At 31.3% G+C, this 17,078-nt stretch carries 15 protein-coding genes and 1 pseudogene; all 16 read left to right on the top strand.

Annotation, left to right across the window (positions count from 1 at the left end; translation table 11 throughout):
- A partial coding sequence (locus ACTCAF_RS09060) for a hypothetical protein (RefSeq protein WP_463062969.1) occupies positions 1-592 on the top strand: 592 nt, incomplete at its 5' end.
- A gap of 78 nt (positions 593-670) precedes the next feature.
- A complete protein-coding gene (locus ACTCAF_RS09055) occupies positions 671-1,663 on the top strand; it encodes an NAD-dependent 4,6-dehydratase LegB (protein WP_463062968.1) in 993 nt (330 codons plus the stop codon).
- Positions 1,664-1,674: 11 nt separating this feature from the next.
- The gene (locus ACTCAF_RS09050; protein ID WP_463062967.1) at positions 1,675-2,829 is read left to right on the top strand and encodes a DegT/DnrJ/EryC1/StrS family aminotransferase; all 1,155 of its coding nucleotides are present in this window, start codon (positions 1,675-1,677) and stop codon (positions 2,827-2,829) included.
- Positions 2,789-3,940 (top strand): UDP-N-acetylglucosamine 2-epimerase, encoded by a 1,152-nt coding sequence (gene neuC, locus ACTCAF_RS09045; protein WP_463062966.1) that lies wholly within the window; start codon positions 2,789-2,791, stop codon positions 3,938-3,940. Before ACTCAF_RS09050 ends, neuC begins: the two co-directional genes overlap by 41 nt.
- Entirely contained in the window at positions 3,933-4,601 is a 669-nt protein-coding gene (locus ACTCAF_RS09040; RefSeq protein ID WP_463062965.1) for an acetyltransferase, read from the top strand. Before neuC ends, ACTCAF_RS09040 begins: the two co-directional genes overlap by 8 nt.
- 6 nt (positions 4,602-4,607) lie before the next feature.
- On the top strand, positions 4,608-5,615 hold the full coding sequence (gene neuB, locus ACTCAF_RS09035) for an N-acetylneuraminate synthase (RefSeq protein ID WP_463062964.1): 1,008 nt from the start codon (positions 4,608-4,610) through the stop codon (positions 5,613-5,615).
- A gap of 13 nt (positions 5,616-5,628) precedes the next feature.
- Positions 5,629-6,600 (top strand): Gfo/Idh/MocA family protein, encoded by a 972-nt coding sequence (locus tag ACTCAF_RS09030; protein ID WP_463062963.1) that lies wholly within the window; start codon positions 5,629-5,631, stop codon positions 6,598-6,600.
- Positions 6,597-7,292, top strand: coding sequence for an acylneuraminate cytidylyltransferase family protein (locus ACTCAF_RS09025; RefSeq protein ID WP_463062962.1), 696 nt, complete (start codon positions 6,597-6,599; stop codon positions 7,290-7,292). The genes ACTCAF_RS09030 and ACTCAF_RS09025 overlap by 4 nt, the downstream gene beginning before the upstream one ends.
- Positions 7,293-7,351: 59 nt before the next feature.
- Entirely contained in the window at positions 7,352-8,437 is a 1,086-nt protein-coding gene (locus ACTCAF_RS09020; RefSeq protein WP_463062961.1) for a sugar phosphate nucleotidyltransferase, read from the top strand.
- Between the two features lie 32 nt (positions 8,438-8,469).
- Positions 8,470-9,255 carry an oxidoreductase gene (locus tag ACTCAF_RS09015; RefSeq protein WP_463062960.1) on the top strand — a complete coding sequence of 262 codons (786 nt, stop codon included), beginning with the start codon at positions 8,470-8,472 and terminating at the stop codon, positions 9,253-9,255.
- 74 nt (positions 9,256-9,329) lie between these two features.
- Positions 9,330-10,721, top strand: coding sequence for a hypothetical protein (locus tag ACTCAF_RS09010; RefSeq protein ID WP_463062959.1), 1,392 nt, complete (start codon positions 9,330-9,332; stop codon positions 10,719-10,721).
- A gap of 2 nt (positions 10,722-10,723) precedes the next feature.
- Entirely contained in the window at positions 10,724-12,058 is a 1,335-nt protein-coding gene (locus ACTCAF_RS09005; protein ID WP_463062958.1) for an O-antigen ligase family protein, read from the top strand.
- A gap of 137 nt (positions 12,059-12,195) precedes the next feature.
- On the top strand, positions 12,196-13,389 hold the full coding sequence (locus tag ACTCAF_RS09000) for a glycosyltransferase family 4 protein (RefSeq protein ID WP_463062957.1): 1,194 nt from the start codon (positions 12,196-12,198) through the stop codon (positions 13,387-13,389).
- 181 nt (positions 13,390-13,570) lie between these two features.
- Positions 13,571-15,065: pseudogene (locus ACTCAF_RS08995) on the top strand (IS5 family transposase).
- A 48-nt stretch (positions 15,066-15,113) separates the two neighbouring features.
- Positions 15,114-16,667, top strand: coding sequence for a murein biosynthesis integral membrane protein MurJ (gene murJ / locus ACTCAF_RS08990; protein WP_463062956.1), 1,554 nt, complete (start codon positions 15,114-15,116; stop codon positions 16,665-16,667).
- 138 nt (positions 16,668-16,805) lie between these two features.
- The coding region (locus ACTCAF_RS08985) for a hypothetical protein (RefSeq protein WP_463062955.1) at positions 16,806-17,078 on the top strand (273 nt) is incomplete at its 3' end.

The following is a 17,078-nucleotide window of genomic DNA, read 5'->3' as shown; positions in this document are numbered from 1 at the left end:
TATTCCTGTGGTGATGAAGGAGATAAATAAGAAGATATTGAAGCCTATATCCCTTACGCCGGAAACGATGGAGTATATAGAAAAATCGGACTGGCTGCTAAGGAATTATAAAGATCCCGAGGCTATAAAGAAATTTAATCGTTTAGTATTTCATTCTAGTATTAATATAGATGTGAACAATGATAATTTACCAGACACCTGGCATATGTGGAAACCTAAGGGTTCTGAGATGAAAAGTAAAATTACAGATCAAGGGACACTAAGATTTGAAAATTCAGGATTAAATAGAGGCGGAATAATAACGAGAAGGTTTACCTTACAGCCTGAAAAGAAGTATATTTTAGAAATAAAATTAAAAGCCGAACTAAATAATCAAAAAGCTTTTGATATCTATATATTTAGTACTAAAGGTACAACAACGCAGTTAAAAGTTCAGTCACTTGCTTTGGAGAACATTTATAAGATGTATACATTTGATTTCATCACTACTAAAGATTTAGATAACAGTCAACAGTACGTGAGATTGGACCATAAAGATAAAGAAGCTGGATATATAGAAATATCCGAGATTAATATATACTTACAAGAGTAAGTTATATAGTTCGACTCTATAAAATAGAAAGCCTTTTATTTAATAAGTGAAACAAGATAACAAAAAAGGGGATAGAAAATGTATTGGAAAAGAAAAAAAGTCCTAATAACAGGTTCAGAAGGTTTTATTGGGAGTCATTTGACAGAAAGATTAGTAGAATTAGGTGCAGATGTAACAGCTTTTGTTTTATATAATTCATTTAACAGTTGGGGATGGATTGATACATTTGATTCAGAAGTAAAAAAACAAATTAAAGTATTTACTGGAGATGTACGTGACGAAAACTGTATGAAGGAAGCGGTGAAAGGTATAGATGTGATATTTCATTTAGCTGCTTTGATTGCAATACCATATTCGTATTATGCTCCTTCTTCCTATGTGGATACAAACATAAAAGGGACTCTTAATGTATTACAGGCATGTAGAGAACATGGTGTTGAAAAAATTGTTCATACATCTACTAGTGAAACATACGGAACTGCACAGTACGTTCCGATTGATGAAAAACATCCTTTGCAGGGTCAATCTCCTTATGCAGCAAGTAAAATTGGAGCTGATGTGATAGCAGAGAGTTATTACAGGTCGTTTAATGTCCCTGTTGCTATTATTCGTCCATTTAATACCTATGGCCCACGGCAATCTGCAAGAGCAGTAATTCCTACAATTATTTCACAAATATTAGATGGTAAGAAACAAATAAAATTAGGATCTTTAACTCCGACGCGTGATCTTAACTATGTAAAAGATACTGTGGAAGGATTTGTAAAAGTTGCAGAAAGTGAAAAAGCAGTGGGAACTGTCACAAATATAGGAACGGGAAAGGAAATATCTATTGGAGATTTAGCACAAAAAATAATAAATTTAATAGGAAGAAATGTTGAAATTATTTGTGATGAGCACAGAATTAGACCTGAACGGAGTGAAGTCAATAGACTGTGCGCAAATAATAGAAAAGCTTTTGAGATTGCAGGGTGGAAACCTAAATATACTTTGGATGAAGGCTTGACGGAAACAATTGAATGGATTAAAAACAACTTAAGGTACTATAAAACAGATATATATAACGTTTAGAAGGTGTAAATATGATACCATTATGTGTGCCAGAAATTTCAGGGAATGAATGGAGATATATAAAAGAATGTTTAGATACAAATTGGGTATCTTCTGTAGGCAGTTATGTAGATTTATTTGAAGAAAAGTTTAGAGCTTATATACAATCAAAAGCAGCCGTAGTGACTATGAATGGGACAGCAGCAATAACACTAGCATTACAAACTTTAGGGATTAGCCGTGGAGATGAAGTTATTGTTCCTTCAATGACATTTATCGCAAGTGTAAATCCTATTAAATATGTGGGTGCTGAACCTGTATTTGTAGATATTACTCCGGATACATGGGTGATGGATGTTAATAAGGTAGAGGAACTAATCACAGAAAGAACAAAAGCAATTATCCCAGTACATCTCTATGGGAACATGGTGGATATGGAACCACTTATGCAAATTGCCCAAAAATACCGTCTTTATGTTATAGAAGATGCCACAGAAGCATTAGGAGCAGAGTATAGGCTCAAAGATGGAACCTGGCATAAAGCAGGGACGTTAGGGCATGTTGGAGCGTTTAGCTTTAATGGCAATAAGCTGATTACGACTGGAGCTGGAGGTATGTTGATAACTAACAATAAAGAATGGGGAGAAAGAGCGAAATATCTTTCTAATCAAACAAAAACAATTCTTGCAAATGGTGGATTTTATCATGAAGAAGTAGGATACAATTATAGGATGCCTAATATTTTAGCTGCTATGGGGGTAGCTCAACTAGAAAGAATAGATGAATATATTGAAAAAAAGCTTCAACATGCAGCTTTATACAATAATTTGTTAAGAGATATTCAAGGTATTCAATTACCGACTCAAAAAGAAAATGTTAAGCATGTACAATGGTTATATTGTATTCTAGTAAATGAATCATATGGGCTAAGTAGAGATGCTTTAATTCAAAAGTTAAAAGATCACGGAATTATGAGTAGACCTTTTTTTGAATCTATACACACGATGCCACCTTATATAGGCAATAAAAAAGGCTCTATGGATGTAACAAATCAAATTACTAAAAAAGGTATTAATTTGCCTAGTTCAGTAGGATTAACAGTAGATGAAATAAAAATAGTATGTAAATGTATACAAGGATGGGTATATGAAAAGGAAAATAGCTGTAATAACGGGAACAAGAGCTGAATATGGATTGTTGTATTGGACAATGAGGTCGATTCAAAAATCATCAAATTTAAAACTACAATTAATCGTTACAGGAATGCATTTAGCTCCACAATTTGGGAATACGTATAAATTTATTGAACAAGATGGTTTCCATATAGATAAAAAGGTGGACATACTTATCTCCAACGATACTCCAGTGGCAATATCAAAATCAATGGGACTTGGGATAATAGGCTTTGCAGAAAGTTATGAAGAGCTTAAACCAGATATTTTACTAGTATTAGGAGATCGTTATGAAATTTTAGCAGCAGCTAGTGCCGCAATACCTTTTAATATTCCTATTGCACATATTCATGGTGGAGAGATAACAGAAGGAGCTATTGATGAACAAATTCGTCATGCTATCACAAAATTAAGCCATTTGCATTTTGCTTCGACCGAGATTTATGCACAAAATATTAGGAAGATGGGAGAAGAAGCTTGGAGAGTCTTTTGTGTGGGTGCTCCCGGTTTGGAATGGATCCATCATAATCAATATATGTCTAAACAAGAATTAGAAAAAGACCTTAATGTGGATTTTAGTAAAGATGTTATTTTGGCTACTTTTCATTCTGTTACATTAGAACAGGACAAAACAGAAGAATACATTGATAGCATTTTACAAGCCTTAATCAAAAGTGAGATGCAAGTGATCTTTACAGGTGCAAATTCAGACCCATCAGGAGCTATTATAAACAAAAAAGTTAAAGAAGCTTCAAAAAATTATCTTAACATACACTATTTTGATAGTTTAGGTCAAAGGAAGTATTTGTCATGTCAAAAATATTGTACTTTAATGTTAGGTAATTCCTCTTCTGGGATTATTGAAGCAGCTTCTTTTGGATTACCTGTAGTCAATATAGGTATTAGACAAAAAGGAAGACTACAAAGTGGAAATGTTATTAATGTAAGGTGTAATGTGAATGAAATATTACAGGGAATTCAAATAGCAACTAGTAAAGAATTTAAACAAAAAGTATTGAAAGTATCCAATATATATGGAGATGGGTATACTTCTCAAAAGATAGTAAAGATATTAGAAAATGTAGATTTAACAAAACTTAAGTATAAGAGGCTAGTATATGAATAAAAAGTACAATGCACAAAGTGATGTTTTACTTCTTGGTGCTGGCGGTCATGCAAAAGTAATTATTGAAACTATACAAAATTATCACAATGAATTTACGATTATTGGAATTACTGAAAAAGATGAGTCAAAGAAGCATCAAAAGATATTGGGTATTCCAGTTATAGGAACCGACGATGTTCTTCAAGAATTATATGATAATGGACTAAGAAAAATATTTATATCTATTGGAATGATAGGCAACTATCGCCCTAGAGCATATTTATATAACCTTGTTAAGGATATAGGCTTTGAATGTATAAATGTAATTCATGGAACGAGTATTCTTTCAAAACATATAGTTTTAGGACAAGGCAATGCAATCTTAGCTGGAGTTATTATTAACACAGAAGTGAAAATTGGAAATAATTGCATTATTAATACGGGAAGTATTATTGAACATGAATGTAGTATAGGAAATAATATTCATATAGCTCCAGGAGCAAAGATTTGTGGACAAGTTTCTATTGATGATAACTGTATGATAGGGGTAGGGGCTAACATTATACAAGGAATTCATATAGGTCAAAACAGTATTATCGGAGCAGGAAGTGTAGTGACAACCGATATTCCTCCAAATTCAATAGCAGTGGGAGTTCCTGCAAAAATTATTAGGAAAAGGTGAGTTTAAATGCCTACTTTTATTATTGCTGAGGCAGGAGTAAACCATAATGGTAACATTGAATTAGCAAAAAGCTTAATTGATATAGCTTGTGAAGCAGGGTGTGATGCCATAAAGTTTCAAACTTTTAAGGCAGATAATCTGGTTATAAAGTCTGCACAAAAAGCTGAATACCAGATAAAGAACACAGGAAATAATGATTCGCAATATGATATGTTAAAAAAATTGGAATTGAGTTACGAAAATCATAAGGAGTTAATTAAGTATTGTAATAGTAAAAATATATTATTTTTATCTACTCCTTTTGATGAAGAGTCTGTAGATATGTTATATGATTTAGGTATAAAATTATTTAAAATTCCTTCCGGAGAAATTACAAACAAACCATTTTTAAAATATATAGCCAAAAAACAAAAAACTATTATTTTATCTACAGGGATGTCGACATTAGGGGAAGTAGAAGAAGCTCTAAAATGGATTTATGAAGAAGGAAATTATCAAGTAACATTGTTACACTGTACTTCTAATTATCCTGCAGAAATAAGTGATGTTAATTTAAAAGCTATGTTAACTTTAAAAGATGCATTTAAAGTGAAGGTAGGTTATTCTGACCATACTTTGGGTACAGAAGTTTCAATTGCTGCTGTAGCGTTAGGTGCAGAAGTTATAGAAAAACATTTTACACTAGATAAAAATATGGAGGGTCCAGACCATAAAGCATCTTTAGAGCCTTTAGAATTAAAAAAACTTGTACAAGCAATCAGGAATATTGAAATTGCTTTGGGAGACGGAGTTAAAAAGCCAAGCAGGCAAGAATTAAGCACAAGAGAAGTAGTAAGAAAGAGTATAGTAACCTGCCGAAGCATTGAAAAAGGTGAAACAATTACTCATGAAATGCTTGCTTTAAAGCGACCAGGAACAGGTTTAGAAGCTAAATATCTAGAGATGATTCTTAACAAGAAAGCAACTAGAAATTTACCCAGCGATTATATTTTACAAATTGGAGATTTTCAATAGAAAGGTTGTAACTATGAAAATTCTTTTTATAGGAATGGGTTCTATTGGTGGTAGACATTATAATTGTTTACGAAAATATAAACAAAAATACAGCCTTGAATTTATAAGTTATAAAACAAATTTAAATAAAGCTAACAAGCAGTATGCAGAAGATATAAAATATTTTTATTGTTTAGAAGATGCTCTTTTAGAAAAACCGAATTGCGCAATAATCTCTAACCCTACATCTTATCATGTAGAAACAGCCATTAAATGTGCAGAAAAAGGTATTCATTTATTTATAGAAAAACCTTTATCTAATACATTAGAAAATATCGATAAATTAATAAATTTAGTAAAAGATAAAAAACTAATTACTCTTATGGGATGTAACTTAAGGTATCATGATGCGTTAATTGATCTAAGAAATCTTATACAAACAAATAAGTTAGGAAGAGTATATGATTTTGACATATCGGTAGGTTCTTATTTACCAGACTGGAGGCCATGGCAAGATTATACACAAAGTTATAGTGCGAAAGAAGAACTCGGAGGAGGAGTAGTTTTAGATTTAATACATGAAATTGATTATGCTTATTGGCTTTTTGGGGAATTTACTAAGTCTAAAAGTTTTGTAGGGAAAATAAGTGATTTAAAAATTAATACAGAAGATATCGCTAAGATTATTTTACAGACTGCAAACCAGTGTATGGGGACTATATCATTAAATTATTATAGGCGTATACCGGAAAGAAAAATAGCTGCCAATTTTGAATATGGCAGTATATTACTCGACCTAATTAAAAGTCAATTTACAATTTATTATGCAGATGACCACTGTGAGGTTAAAAATTACCAAATTGATAGAAATCATATGTATGAGAGACAAATGAAATATTTTATTGAGTCTGTCATTCATAAAAAAGAGACTCAAAATAATATTTTAGAGGGCTTGAAAGTATTGGAATATGCATTAAATATTAAACAAGGGAAGGATATTATATGAAAATTCTTTGTACAATTTGTGCTAGAGGCGGGTCAAAGGGAGTAAAAAATAAAAATGTGAGAGAACTATTAGGTAAGCCTTTAATAGCTTATACAATTGAAATGGCAAAAAAATGGGGAAAATTTAGTGATATTATTGTATCTACAGATTCGGAATTAATAAAAAGAATAAGCTTGCAGCATGGAGCAATTGTTCCCTTTATTAGACCTATGGAGCTTGCTACGGATAACGCGGGAAAAATAGATGTAATAAAGCATGCAGTAAATTATATGGAACAATTAGGTGAATTTTATGATGTTGTAATTGATCTAGATGTAACATCACCTCTAAGGACAACTGAAGATATTGAAAATGCATATCAAAAGCTTGTTACTGAACAACTGGATATTGTTTATAGTGTTTGTGAAGCCAGAAAAAGTCCATATTTTAATATGGTTGAGATAGATTCTGATGGAATACCGAGATTATGCAAAAAGCCAGAAAAGCCTGTATTATCTAGACAAACTGCACCTAAGGTATACGAATTAAATGCTTCTATATACGTATATAGAAAAGAATTTTTATTAAAAACAAATACGATTCATGCAGAAAAAGCAGGTATTTATATTATGCCACAAGAACGCTCTATAGATATTGATAGTGAATTAGATTTCAGGTTTGTAGAATTCATGATGGGAAATTTACAGAAGTAAAATGCAGTTAAAGCAGTATTAAAATATTGTTTTAACTTTAAATAGGTAGGGATGTTTATATGAAAATTAAGAAAGATGTTAAAAAGTTTCTTATATATTGTAATGATTCAATTAGTAATGCTATGAAACGTCTAAATGAAACTGCGCAAAAAAACCTTTATGTAGTTGATGAAAACGATGAATTAGTTGGGTCGTTAAGTGATGGTGACATTAGAAGAGGAATTCTAAAAGGAATAGACTTGGAGAATAGCGTTAGTTTGATAATGCATACCAATCCTAAAGTTATTTTAGAAATGGAATCAGGTCACCGAGAAAAAATAGAATCTATTTTGCTGGAATACCATTTAGAGTCTATCCCTGTTATAGATAATGATAAAAAAGTAACTGATATTATCTACTGGACAGATATATTTCAAAAAGAAAAGAGTAAAGTATGTACCAAAAAGGATATACCGATTTTCATCTTAGCAGGTGGTTTTGGTACTCGATTAGAACCGTTTACAAAAATTCTGCCTAAACCTTTAATACCTATAGGGGAATATCCAATATTAGAGCGGATTATGGATCAATTTAATAAATTTGGTTTTAATAAATTTATAATTTCAATTAATTATAAAGGAGATATGATTAAAGCCTATTTTGCAGATCCTGCAATTTATAATAAATATGAGTCAATAAAATACATTAAAGAAGAGTTTCCTATGGGTACCATTGGCAGTTTGTGTTTAGCAAAGGAAGATATATCTAGTACTTTCTTTATAACAAATTGTGATATTATTGTGGAAGAAGACTTGGAAAAGGTATATAATTATCATAAAGAGAAACAAAATGTATTAACAATAGTAGGATGTATCAAGAATTCTGTTATTCCATATGGAGTGTTAAAGACAAATAATAAAGGTGAATTAATAGAGATAGAAGAAAAACCCGAGTATAATCATGTTATAAATACTGGTGTATATGTAGCAGAGCCAGAGATTATTGAATATCTATCTGAAAATAAGAGAAAAGATATTACCCAATTGATAGAAGAACTTTTAAAGCAAAATAAAAAGATAGGAGTATACCCTATACTTGATAACCAATGGTTTGATATAGGACAGTGGGCAGAGTATGAAGAAACAAGAAAGCATTTTGAGAAATAGCTAACCGATAATGTATAAAGTAGGTGAATAAAATGGGGGATTCTCTTTTTAGGTTGGATAGTAAAAATGTAGTAGTAACAGGCGGTGCAGGCCTGCTTGGGAGCAGAATGTGTAAAGTTTTTTCAGAATATGGTGCGCATGTTATTATTGCAGAAGTAGACAAAGAAAAAGCAGAGAAATTAGCAGTAGATATTCGACAAGAAGGATATAATGCAACAGCATTAGGATTGGACATAACTAGTGAAGAATCTGTAATAAATACTGTAAATCAAATTGTAAATGAATATGGTGCTATAGATGGCTGGGTAAATAATGCATATCCTAGGACAAAAGATTGGAGCACAAAATTTGAAAATATATCGTTTGAATCATGGAGAAAGAATGTTGACATGCACCTAAATGGATACTTTATATGCTGCCAGAAAGTTGCAGAACAAATGAAACAGCAAAAAAACGGTGTTATTGTAAATTTTGCGTCTATTTATGGTATAGTGGGTCCAAATTTTTCAATATATGAAGGGACAGAAATGACTATGCCGGCAGCATACTCTGCAATAAAAGGTGGAATTGTCAATTTAACTCGTTATTTAGCAGCTTATTATGGAAGATATAATATAAGAGTGAATGCAGTAGCTCCTGGTGGAATCTATGATGGTCAAAATGAGAAGTTTGTGAAAAAATATAACAAACTCACACCATTAGGTAGGATGGGTAGTCCAAATGAAATTGCTTCATCAGTTCTTTTTTTACTTTCTGATGCAGCTTCCTATATTACAGGGCATACTTTAGTAGTTGATGGTGGATGGACAAGTTGGTGACATTCACATAAGGACAAAGAACCCTTAGGGGAAAATATTGAAAAATACTAACATAAGTAAAGGAAGAAATTTTAATGAAAGTAGCATTTTTTGATAATGGTAATCTTGGGTTACTTTTTTGTAGACTAGCTCAAAGACTACAAGAAAGACATGATATGGAAGTATATATTATCTGTCTTTCCTACAAAAAAGCACAGTTTTATGAAAAGAGGTTTGGGGTTAAATCTTTATATACTAATATAAATGATCACCAAAGACATCAAAGTGGTGAGGAAGTAATTCGAAATTTGGAGTATAAGTTTGATGCATTTTCCCTAAATAAAGCAATTATGCTTGATAGGGTGTTAAGCGAATGGAATGCAGTAAAAGCAGCTAATTTTCTAACATCATTTACTTATAACCTGAAGAAAGTTATAGAACAAGAGGATATTGATATTATATTTGGTGAAATAACTTGGGCTGTTGAGTACATTAGTTACTATTTAATGCAGTATTTAGGTAAACATTATTATAACCCGCTAAATACTTCTGTAATACCTGGAAGATTGTGCTTTTTAAATTCATATAACGATAATTCATTTATTAAAAATATAGAGTCAGGTAATGAAGTCAATGAAGTAGTAGAAGGCTTTATGAAAGATAGGATGCAAATAAATATTAATAATCAAGCTAGCTTTTTAAAGTCCAAGTTACCCCCGAATTTTGTAAAAAGATCAAAGAATTTATTGTTCACCTATAATAAAGAAGACTATAGATATGCTTTACAATTAAAACTAAAGATTTTAAAAAAATATGCGATTAGAAGTCAGATTAATGCTATTAAGACAAGTCTTTTTGTTAATTTTAAAGACATAAAAGACAAATATCCTAATAAAAAGCTTGCTTTGCTGGCTTTACATGTTCAGCCCGAAGCTACTCCCGATACAGTAGCTCCTGAATTTAGTAATCAATTGGAATTGGCTAGAAACATTTCTAAGAATCTGCCTTCAGACTACTTATTACTTATTAAGGAGCATCCAAATGGGATTGGCTCGAGAGCAGTCCATGAGCTTTTACAATTTAGGAATATTCCTAATAGTATTCTGTTAGACCCTTTTGAATCAACAAACACATTTATTAAGAATATTGATGTAGTGTTTACAATTGCAGGGACAATATCTTTTGAAGCATCTTTATATGGAATACATTCATTTGTCTTTTCAGATGTATACTACAATATTTTTCCTTATGTAACAAAAGTAAATAATGTGAAAGAAATAAAACAGGAGTTAAGCAACAGAGAGAAGCTCCCGAAAGATGAGCTATACCAAAAAAATTTATCTGCATATGTAAAGGTATATAATAATTCATTTGAAGGGGATATTTATGACCCTTTTTTAAAGCCAAAAGTCCTAGAAGAAAAAAATATTATTAATCTTGAAAAAACTTTTGTACAGTTTATAAGAACAATAATGGAGCGAGAATAGTGATGAACTATTATTTTGAAAGAATAATTATTATTTTATTTATTTTTGCTTTACCGTATAATAACTTCCCATTTATACAGTCAGGTACTCTAAAACCGTTAGTTGTATTACCCATATTAATATATATTACTTTTAAAATTGCACAAGAGTCCATGCAGCCATCTACGCACCATATAAATAAGTTAGATAAGCAAGTGTTAACAATGTTTATTGTATTTCACTTTATATCATTGGTAATGTTAGGGTGGAACTACGAATATATGTTAGCACAGAAGCAAACATCACCATTGGTAAGATATATACAGTTTTTCATCTATTCTTTTATATCCCTTGCTTCATATTATATTGGTTCAAGAGCTATAAGATTAATTGGTTTAAAGAGTTCATTACATTATATATTACTAAGCTTTGGGCCATCTCTTATAATTGGGGTTTTTCAAATAATTACAAAAAATAGTAGGTTTATTAATCAAATAAGAAGTTTTTTTGTTTCTACCCAATACCCAGATGGATATTATCGTATACATTTATTAACAACAGAACCTTCACATGCAGCAATCGATTTAGTGGTTTTTATTATTCCAATAACATTATATTGTCTTCAAGAGAGCAAGAATAAAATTGGGTATGGTATTTTGTTAACTATACAACTATTACTTGTATTCTATACTAAGTCTATTTTAGGCGTAATCCTATTATTCGGATTATGTTCAATTGTACTAGTTTTAAATTTAAAGTTAAAGTATTTTAGTAGGTTATTTCAAGGCCTTATCTTTATAGCGTTTGTGGGTGTTATATTATATTTCTCTGGTGTGACGCCTATATCAAAAAATGATATAGACTATTTTACCCATAGATTAACAAAATCAATAAATAATGCTGATGAGTCTGCTATAACTAGGACAGCATCATATGAAGTTGCTTATAATATTTTTAGGGAGTATCCTATTTTAGGAATAGGTTTTAGAAATGCAGGTTACTATTATAAAGACTTTATTAACAAACAGTATTTGAATATTGGCTTAATTAGGGACTGGGGTCAGAAAGACTCGCCCCGTTTTGCAGATATTAAGTCTACTTTTCTTGAGGTATTAGTGGCGTCTGGTATAATAGGGTCATTATTTTTTATAAAGTTCTATTTAAAGATTTTGAGTTTTATTAAAAAGATAAAGTGTGCATCATTAGTTGACAGCAAACTATTTTTAGTAATTGTAGGAATGTCAATAGTTTGCTCTTTTTCTATTTCCTTAATCGGCTACCCATATTTTTGGTTTGTGATTGGAATAATTTCTGGGTATTATAGGAAGTTTAGATTAGAAACTTTTAACATGGCTTAACGGTATGTTTATTTAATTAGGTTTTATTAAATTTTATAATAGTATAATTACAATCAAGTTTCAATTATAATTTGACATGTTTAATATATTTTTAATAGGCTGAAAGATAGCTAATTTAAATAAAGGGGACGTATTGAATGAAGGTAATGTATATTACACTAAGGCCGCCTTTTCCACCTTATAAAGGAGATCAATTGATTGCTAACGAACAAATTAGGAACTCTCATATGCGTAATCATGAAATATACTTAGTTACTTTTATAACTGATTGGAAAGAGGAAGAAACTATTAGAAAAGAATTAAGTAAATACTGCAAGGACATATTCTTTCTTAATATTAACAAAGTTAAAATGATCTTCAACACGTTTAAAACAATTTATAACCGTAAGCCTATACAGGTTAATATGTTTACAGATAGTTTAATTAAGAATAGACTATTAAAAATCTATCAGGAAGTAAAGCCTGACGTAATTCATATTCAATATGTGAGGTTAGCAGAATATTTTATGAATATCCATGTGCCCAAGGTTGTTGATATGATAGATGCTCTTTCATTGAATATGAATAGAAGAGGTCAAAAAGAGAAATTTCTATTAAAAAAGTTTATATTTAACATTGAAAGTAATTTGTTAAAAAAGTATGAGAAAAAAGTATTAGCTAATTATGATAAAGTATTATTGGTTTCAGAAAAAGAAAAAGCATATTTAAAAAATTTTAATAATATTGTAGTTAATCCTAATGGCGTAAATATGACAAGAGAGCATTTTGAAAACTATAAAAATATTAAGAAAGAAAAAGCTCTAATATTTCATGGGAATATGCAGTATTTCCCTAATGTTGAGGGTGTTTTATATTTTGTTAATGAAATATGGCCAACAATATATAATTTATATCCAGAATATAAATTATATATTGTTGGAAAAGATCCGATAGACAAAATAAAGAAAATTCATAATATTAATAATATTATAGTTACCGGATTCGTCGAAGATATCTATGAATTTATCAGCAAGGCCACTCTTGGTGTTTACATATTAAACTCTGGTACAGGAATGCAAAATAAGATATTAGAAGCTTTAGCTTGTGGATTACCTATTGTTGCTACGCCTTTAGCAATTCAAGGATTTCCGAACATTACAACCAATGAAGTTTATATCGCTAAAACAAAAGATGATATAATTACAGGAATTAAAAAATTAATCGAAAATGAGGATATTAGACAGCAGTTCTTAGACAGAGGGCAAGCATTTGTTTTCAATAACTATTCATGGGATAAAAACGTTTGTACCTTAATTGAGACTTGGGAAAGAGCTATACAAAGCCATAAATAGATTGTTTAATGTTGATTAAAATCTATATAGAGTGAAATATAAGTTTACAAGTTACTATCTAGGACTTACTGAATAATTCTAAAATCTTTAAAAACACTGGGTTTTACGGTGATTTTTTGATATAATAGTGCATGGAAAACAGTAAAAATACGATAAAAACCGTGCACAAGGAGAGACAAAAATGTACCGTAAAACCGATAAAGAACAAATTACTTTTGTTGATGACTTCTTTTTACCTTTTGGAGCTGAACTCCGCAAGGATAACCGCTAGGTTAAAATGGCCTCCCTTATTCCATGGGATGCCATTGAAAAAAAATATGCAACCTTGTTTGGTGACTATGGTATGCCTGCCAAACCAGTTCGTGTAGCATTAGGTTCCCTTATCATAAAGGGAAAATACGGCTGGTCGGATATTGAAACGGTAGAACAAATCACAGAAAACCCATATTTGCAGTACTTTATCGGTTTTTCTGAATATTAATATAATGCTCCGTTTGATTCATCGCTCATAGTTCGTTTTAGAAAGCGTCTTGGGTTAGAGATTGTTTCAGAGGTCAATGCACTTATATGCAAGGCAGAGATGATGCTCTCAAAGCCAGTACCTCAAGAAACGGAGTCAAAAGATGATGACAACAACCATCCTGATGGTTTGGCAAGACCTTCAGGCAAGCCTATTGCCGATGCATCTGAAAAGTGCACCAATCATGGGAATTTGATTTTAGATGCAACGTTTACACCAGCAGATATTCACTATCCAAACGATTTATCACTACTCAATGAAGCCCATGAGAAAATGGAGGAAATTATTGATACTTTGCACGCACCACTTCGAGGCAATATTAAGAAACCTAAGAATATACCGCCAAAAGGCTAGAAAACGCTATTTAGCTGTTGCAAAGCAGAGGAAGTCATCGCACAAGTAAACCCGCAAGGCTGTAGGCCAGCAACTGCGTTATATTGAATGAAACCTGCGTATTATTGAGAATCTTGTATCTATGCATAATGGAGAACTTCCTTTGAGTGCACGGCAGTTAAAGAATCTACAAGTAATCTATGAACTTATGCATCAGCAACGATTCATGTATAATAATCGAATTCATCGTATCGAAGACCGTATTGTCAGTATCAGTCAGTCCCATGTCCGTCCTATTGTACATGGTAAAGCTGGGGCTGCTGTAAAGTTTGGAGCAAAAGTGGCAATCAGTTTAGTTAATGGATATGCCTTGATAGATGAACTAAGCTGGGATAGTTTCAATGAAGGAACACGATTGCAGGCAGCAGTAGAATCTTACAAACAAAGATTTGGGTATTATCCTGAAGCAGTAATTGCAGATCATTTGTGCAGAAACCGTAATAACTACCGTTTTTGGAAGGAACTTGGAATTCGACTTTCTGGGCCTAGGCTTGGAAGACCATCACAAGAAGAATTACAAGAACACCGCAATTTGGAACGTCAGGATGCTAAAGAACGTAATGCAGTGGAAGGCAAGTTCGGTGAAGGTAAACGAAAATACGGACTTGACCGAATCATGGCACGCCTTCCAGAGACCAGTGAATCAGTAATTGCATTACAGTTCTTGGTAATGAACCTCGGGCGGAGGCTCAGGGTTCTTTTTTGTCAATTTTTCAAGGTGCAATATTTACAAAATTTTGGGATGTCACTGAGTACTTCATAAACAAAATGAGATATTCAGTAATCCTTATGTAATAGTAAGAGGTGTTATATGCAAGGGAAAAAAGATTTAACCAAAACAGCGTTCTTTGTAATGATTGCAACATTAATTAGTAAGATCCTAGGATTTATGAGGGAAGTTCTCCTTGGCAGTACCTATGGTGCAACTTACATGACAGATGCATACCTTATAGCAATAACAATACCTACAATACTATTTTCCAGTATAATAGCAGCAATAGCAACAACTTTTATTCCAGTTTATTCAAGAGTGACATTGGAAGGTGGACAAAAAGAAAACATTAAATTTACTAACAAGATATTAAATGCTGTAATAGTAGTTTGTAGTGTTTTTTCAATATTTGGACTGATCTTTACAAGACCTATAGTGTCAATAATAGCAATAGGTTTTGATGAAGCTACTTTTGATTTAGCGGTTGAGCTTACTAGAATAGTTTTTCCTATGATTTTGTTTATAGGAGTAGCTTATATTTTTACTGGATTTTTACAATCTAATGGGGAGTTCGCAATACCTGCTCTAATAAATGTTCCTAATAATATTATTATTATAGTAGTATTATTATTTAGTAGTGCTTTTGGAATACATGGACTTGCATATGCCACATTGTTTGGTTCTTTATTCCAAGTTGTGATACAATTTCCTTATGCTATAAAGAAGGGTTTTAGATATAAATATATATTGGATTTTAAAGACCAATATGTACAAAACATTTGGATACTTGCAATTCCAGTATTAATAGGAGCTTCTGTTCAACAATTAAATGCTCTAGTTGATCGTATGCTGGCTTCTGGATTAATAGAGGGAAGTATTTCTGCATTAAATTTTGCAAATAAGTTAAATGGATTCGTATTTGGAATATTTTCTATATCTATTTCAACAGTAATCTATCCATTACTAGCGACTTTAAATGTTCAGAATAATAAAACGGTATTTAGAAAAACACTTGTATCTTCCATTAATGTAATAACTATTTTAATGATACCTATGACTGCAGGAGCTATAATATTAAGAGTACCCATAGTTTCAATACTGTTCCAGCGAGGCGAGTTTGATAGTCGTGCTACTATGCTTACAGCTTCGGCACTATTATTCTACTCTTTAGGGATGGTGTTTTTTGGGTATAGAGATATATTAAGTAGGGTTTTTTATTCTTTGAATGATACTAAAACCCCTATGATTAATGGAGTAATAGCACTTATTTGCAACATCTTGCTTAATATTATTTTAGTGCAATATATGCAGCATGCAGGACTAGCATTTGCTACCAGCATAACTGCTGCCATCACAACAATATTATTGTTTATTAGTTTAAAGAAGAAATTAGGAAGTATTGGAACAATAAGTATTGTAAAAGTATTTATTAAAAGCTGTATAGCTGCAATTACAATGGGTGTCACGGTATATAATTTAAATATATATATAAATAGTATTATAATAACTGAAAGCATTACATCCAAGTTATTGACTCTTAGCTTGAATATAGGTGTAGGTGTAATTATTTATAGTACAGTAATATATTTTTCTAAGATAGATGAAATATCGTGGATAATAGGATTAGTAAAAAATAAACTCAATTTAAAATAGAGATTTTCTTTAGCTAATGTTACGAGAATAAATAAAAAAGTTGAATTATTGATATGAGATGAAAATTACAAAATCTAGCGAGTTAGTGCCTTATATGATATAATGTTAGTACAAGTTTTGCCAAAGGGGAGAGGTCTAATGTTTGTTAAAAGATATAGATTAATACAAAAAAGTATGTTTTTTTTAAGCGACATACTTTCAATATTACTTGCTGCTTATCTGAGCATATTAATTCGTATGGATACAGACTGGTTTAAACCTCCTGCAAAGAAATTACCTGTAGCGTTATATCTAGAAGGTCTTGTATATGTGGTTCCCATATTTTTGGTTTTATTTATACTTTTAGGCTTGTATTCTAAAAAAAGAGAAAAGTTTGGAAAAGAAGTATTTTTAGCTGTAGTATCCTGTTTA

Source organism: Deferrivibrio sp. (genome assembly GCF_055117995.1).
This window is presented reverse-complemented; position numbering and strand designations above follow the sequence as displayed.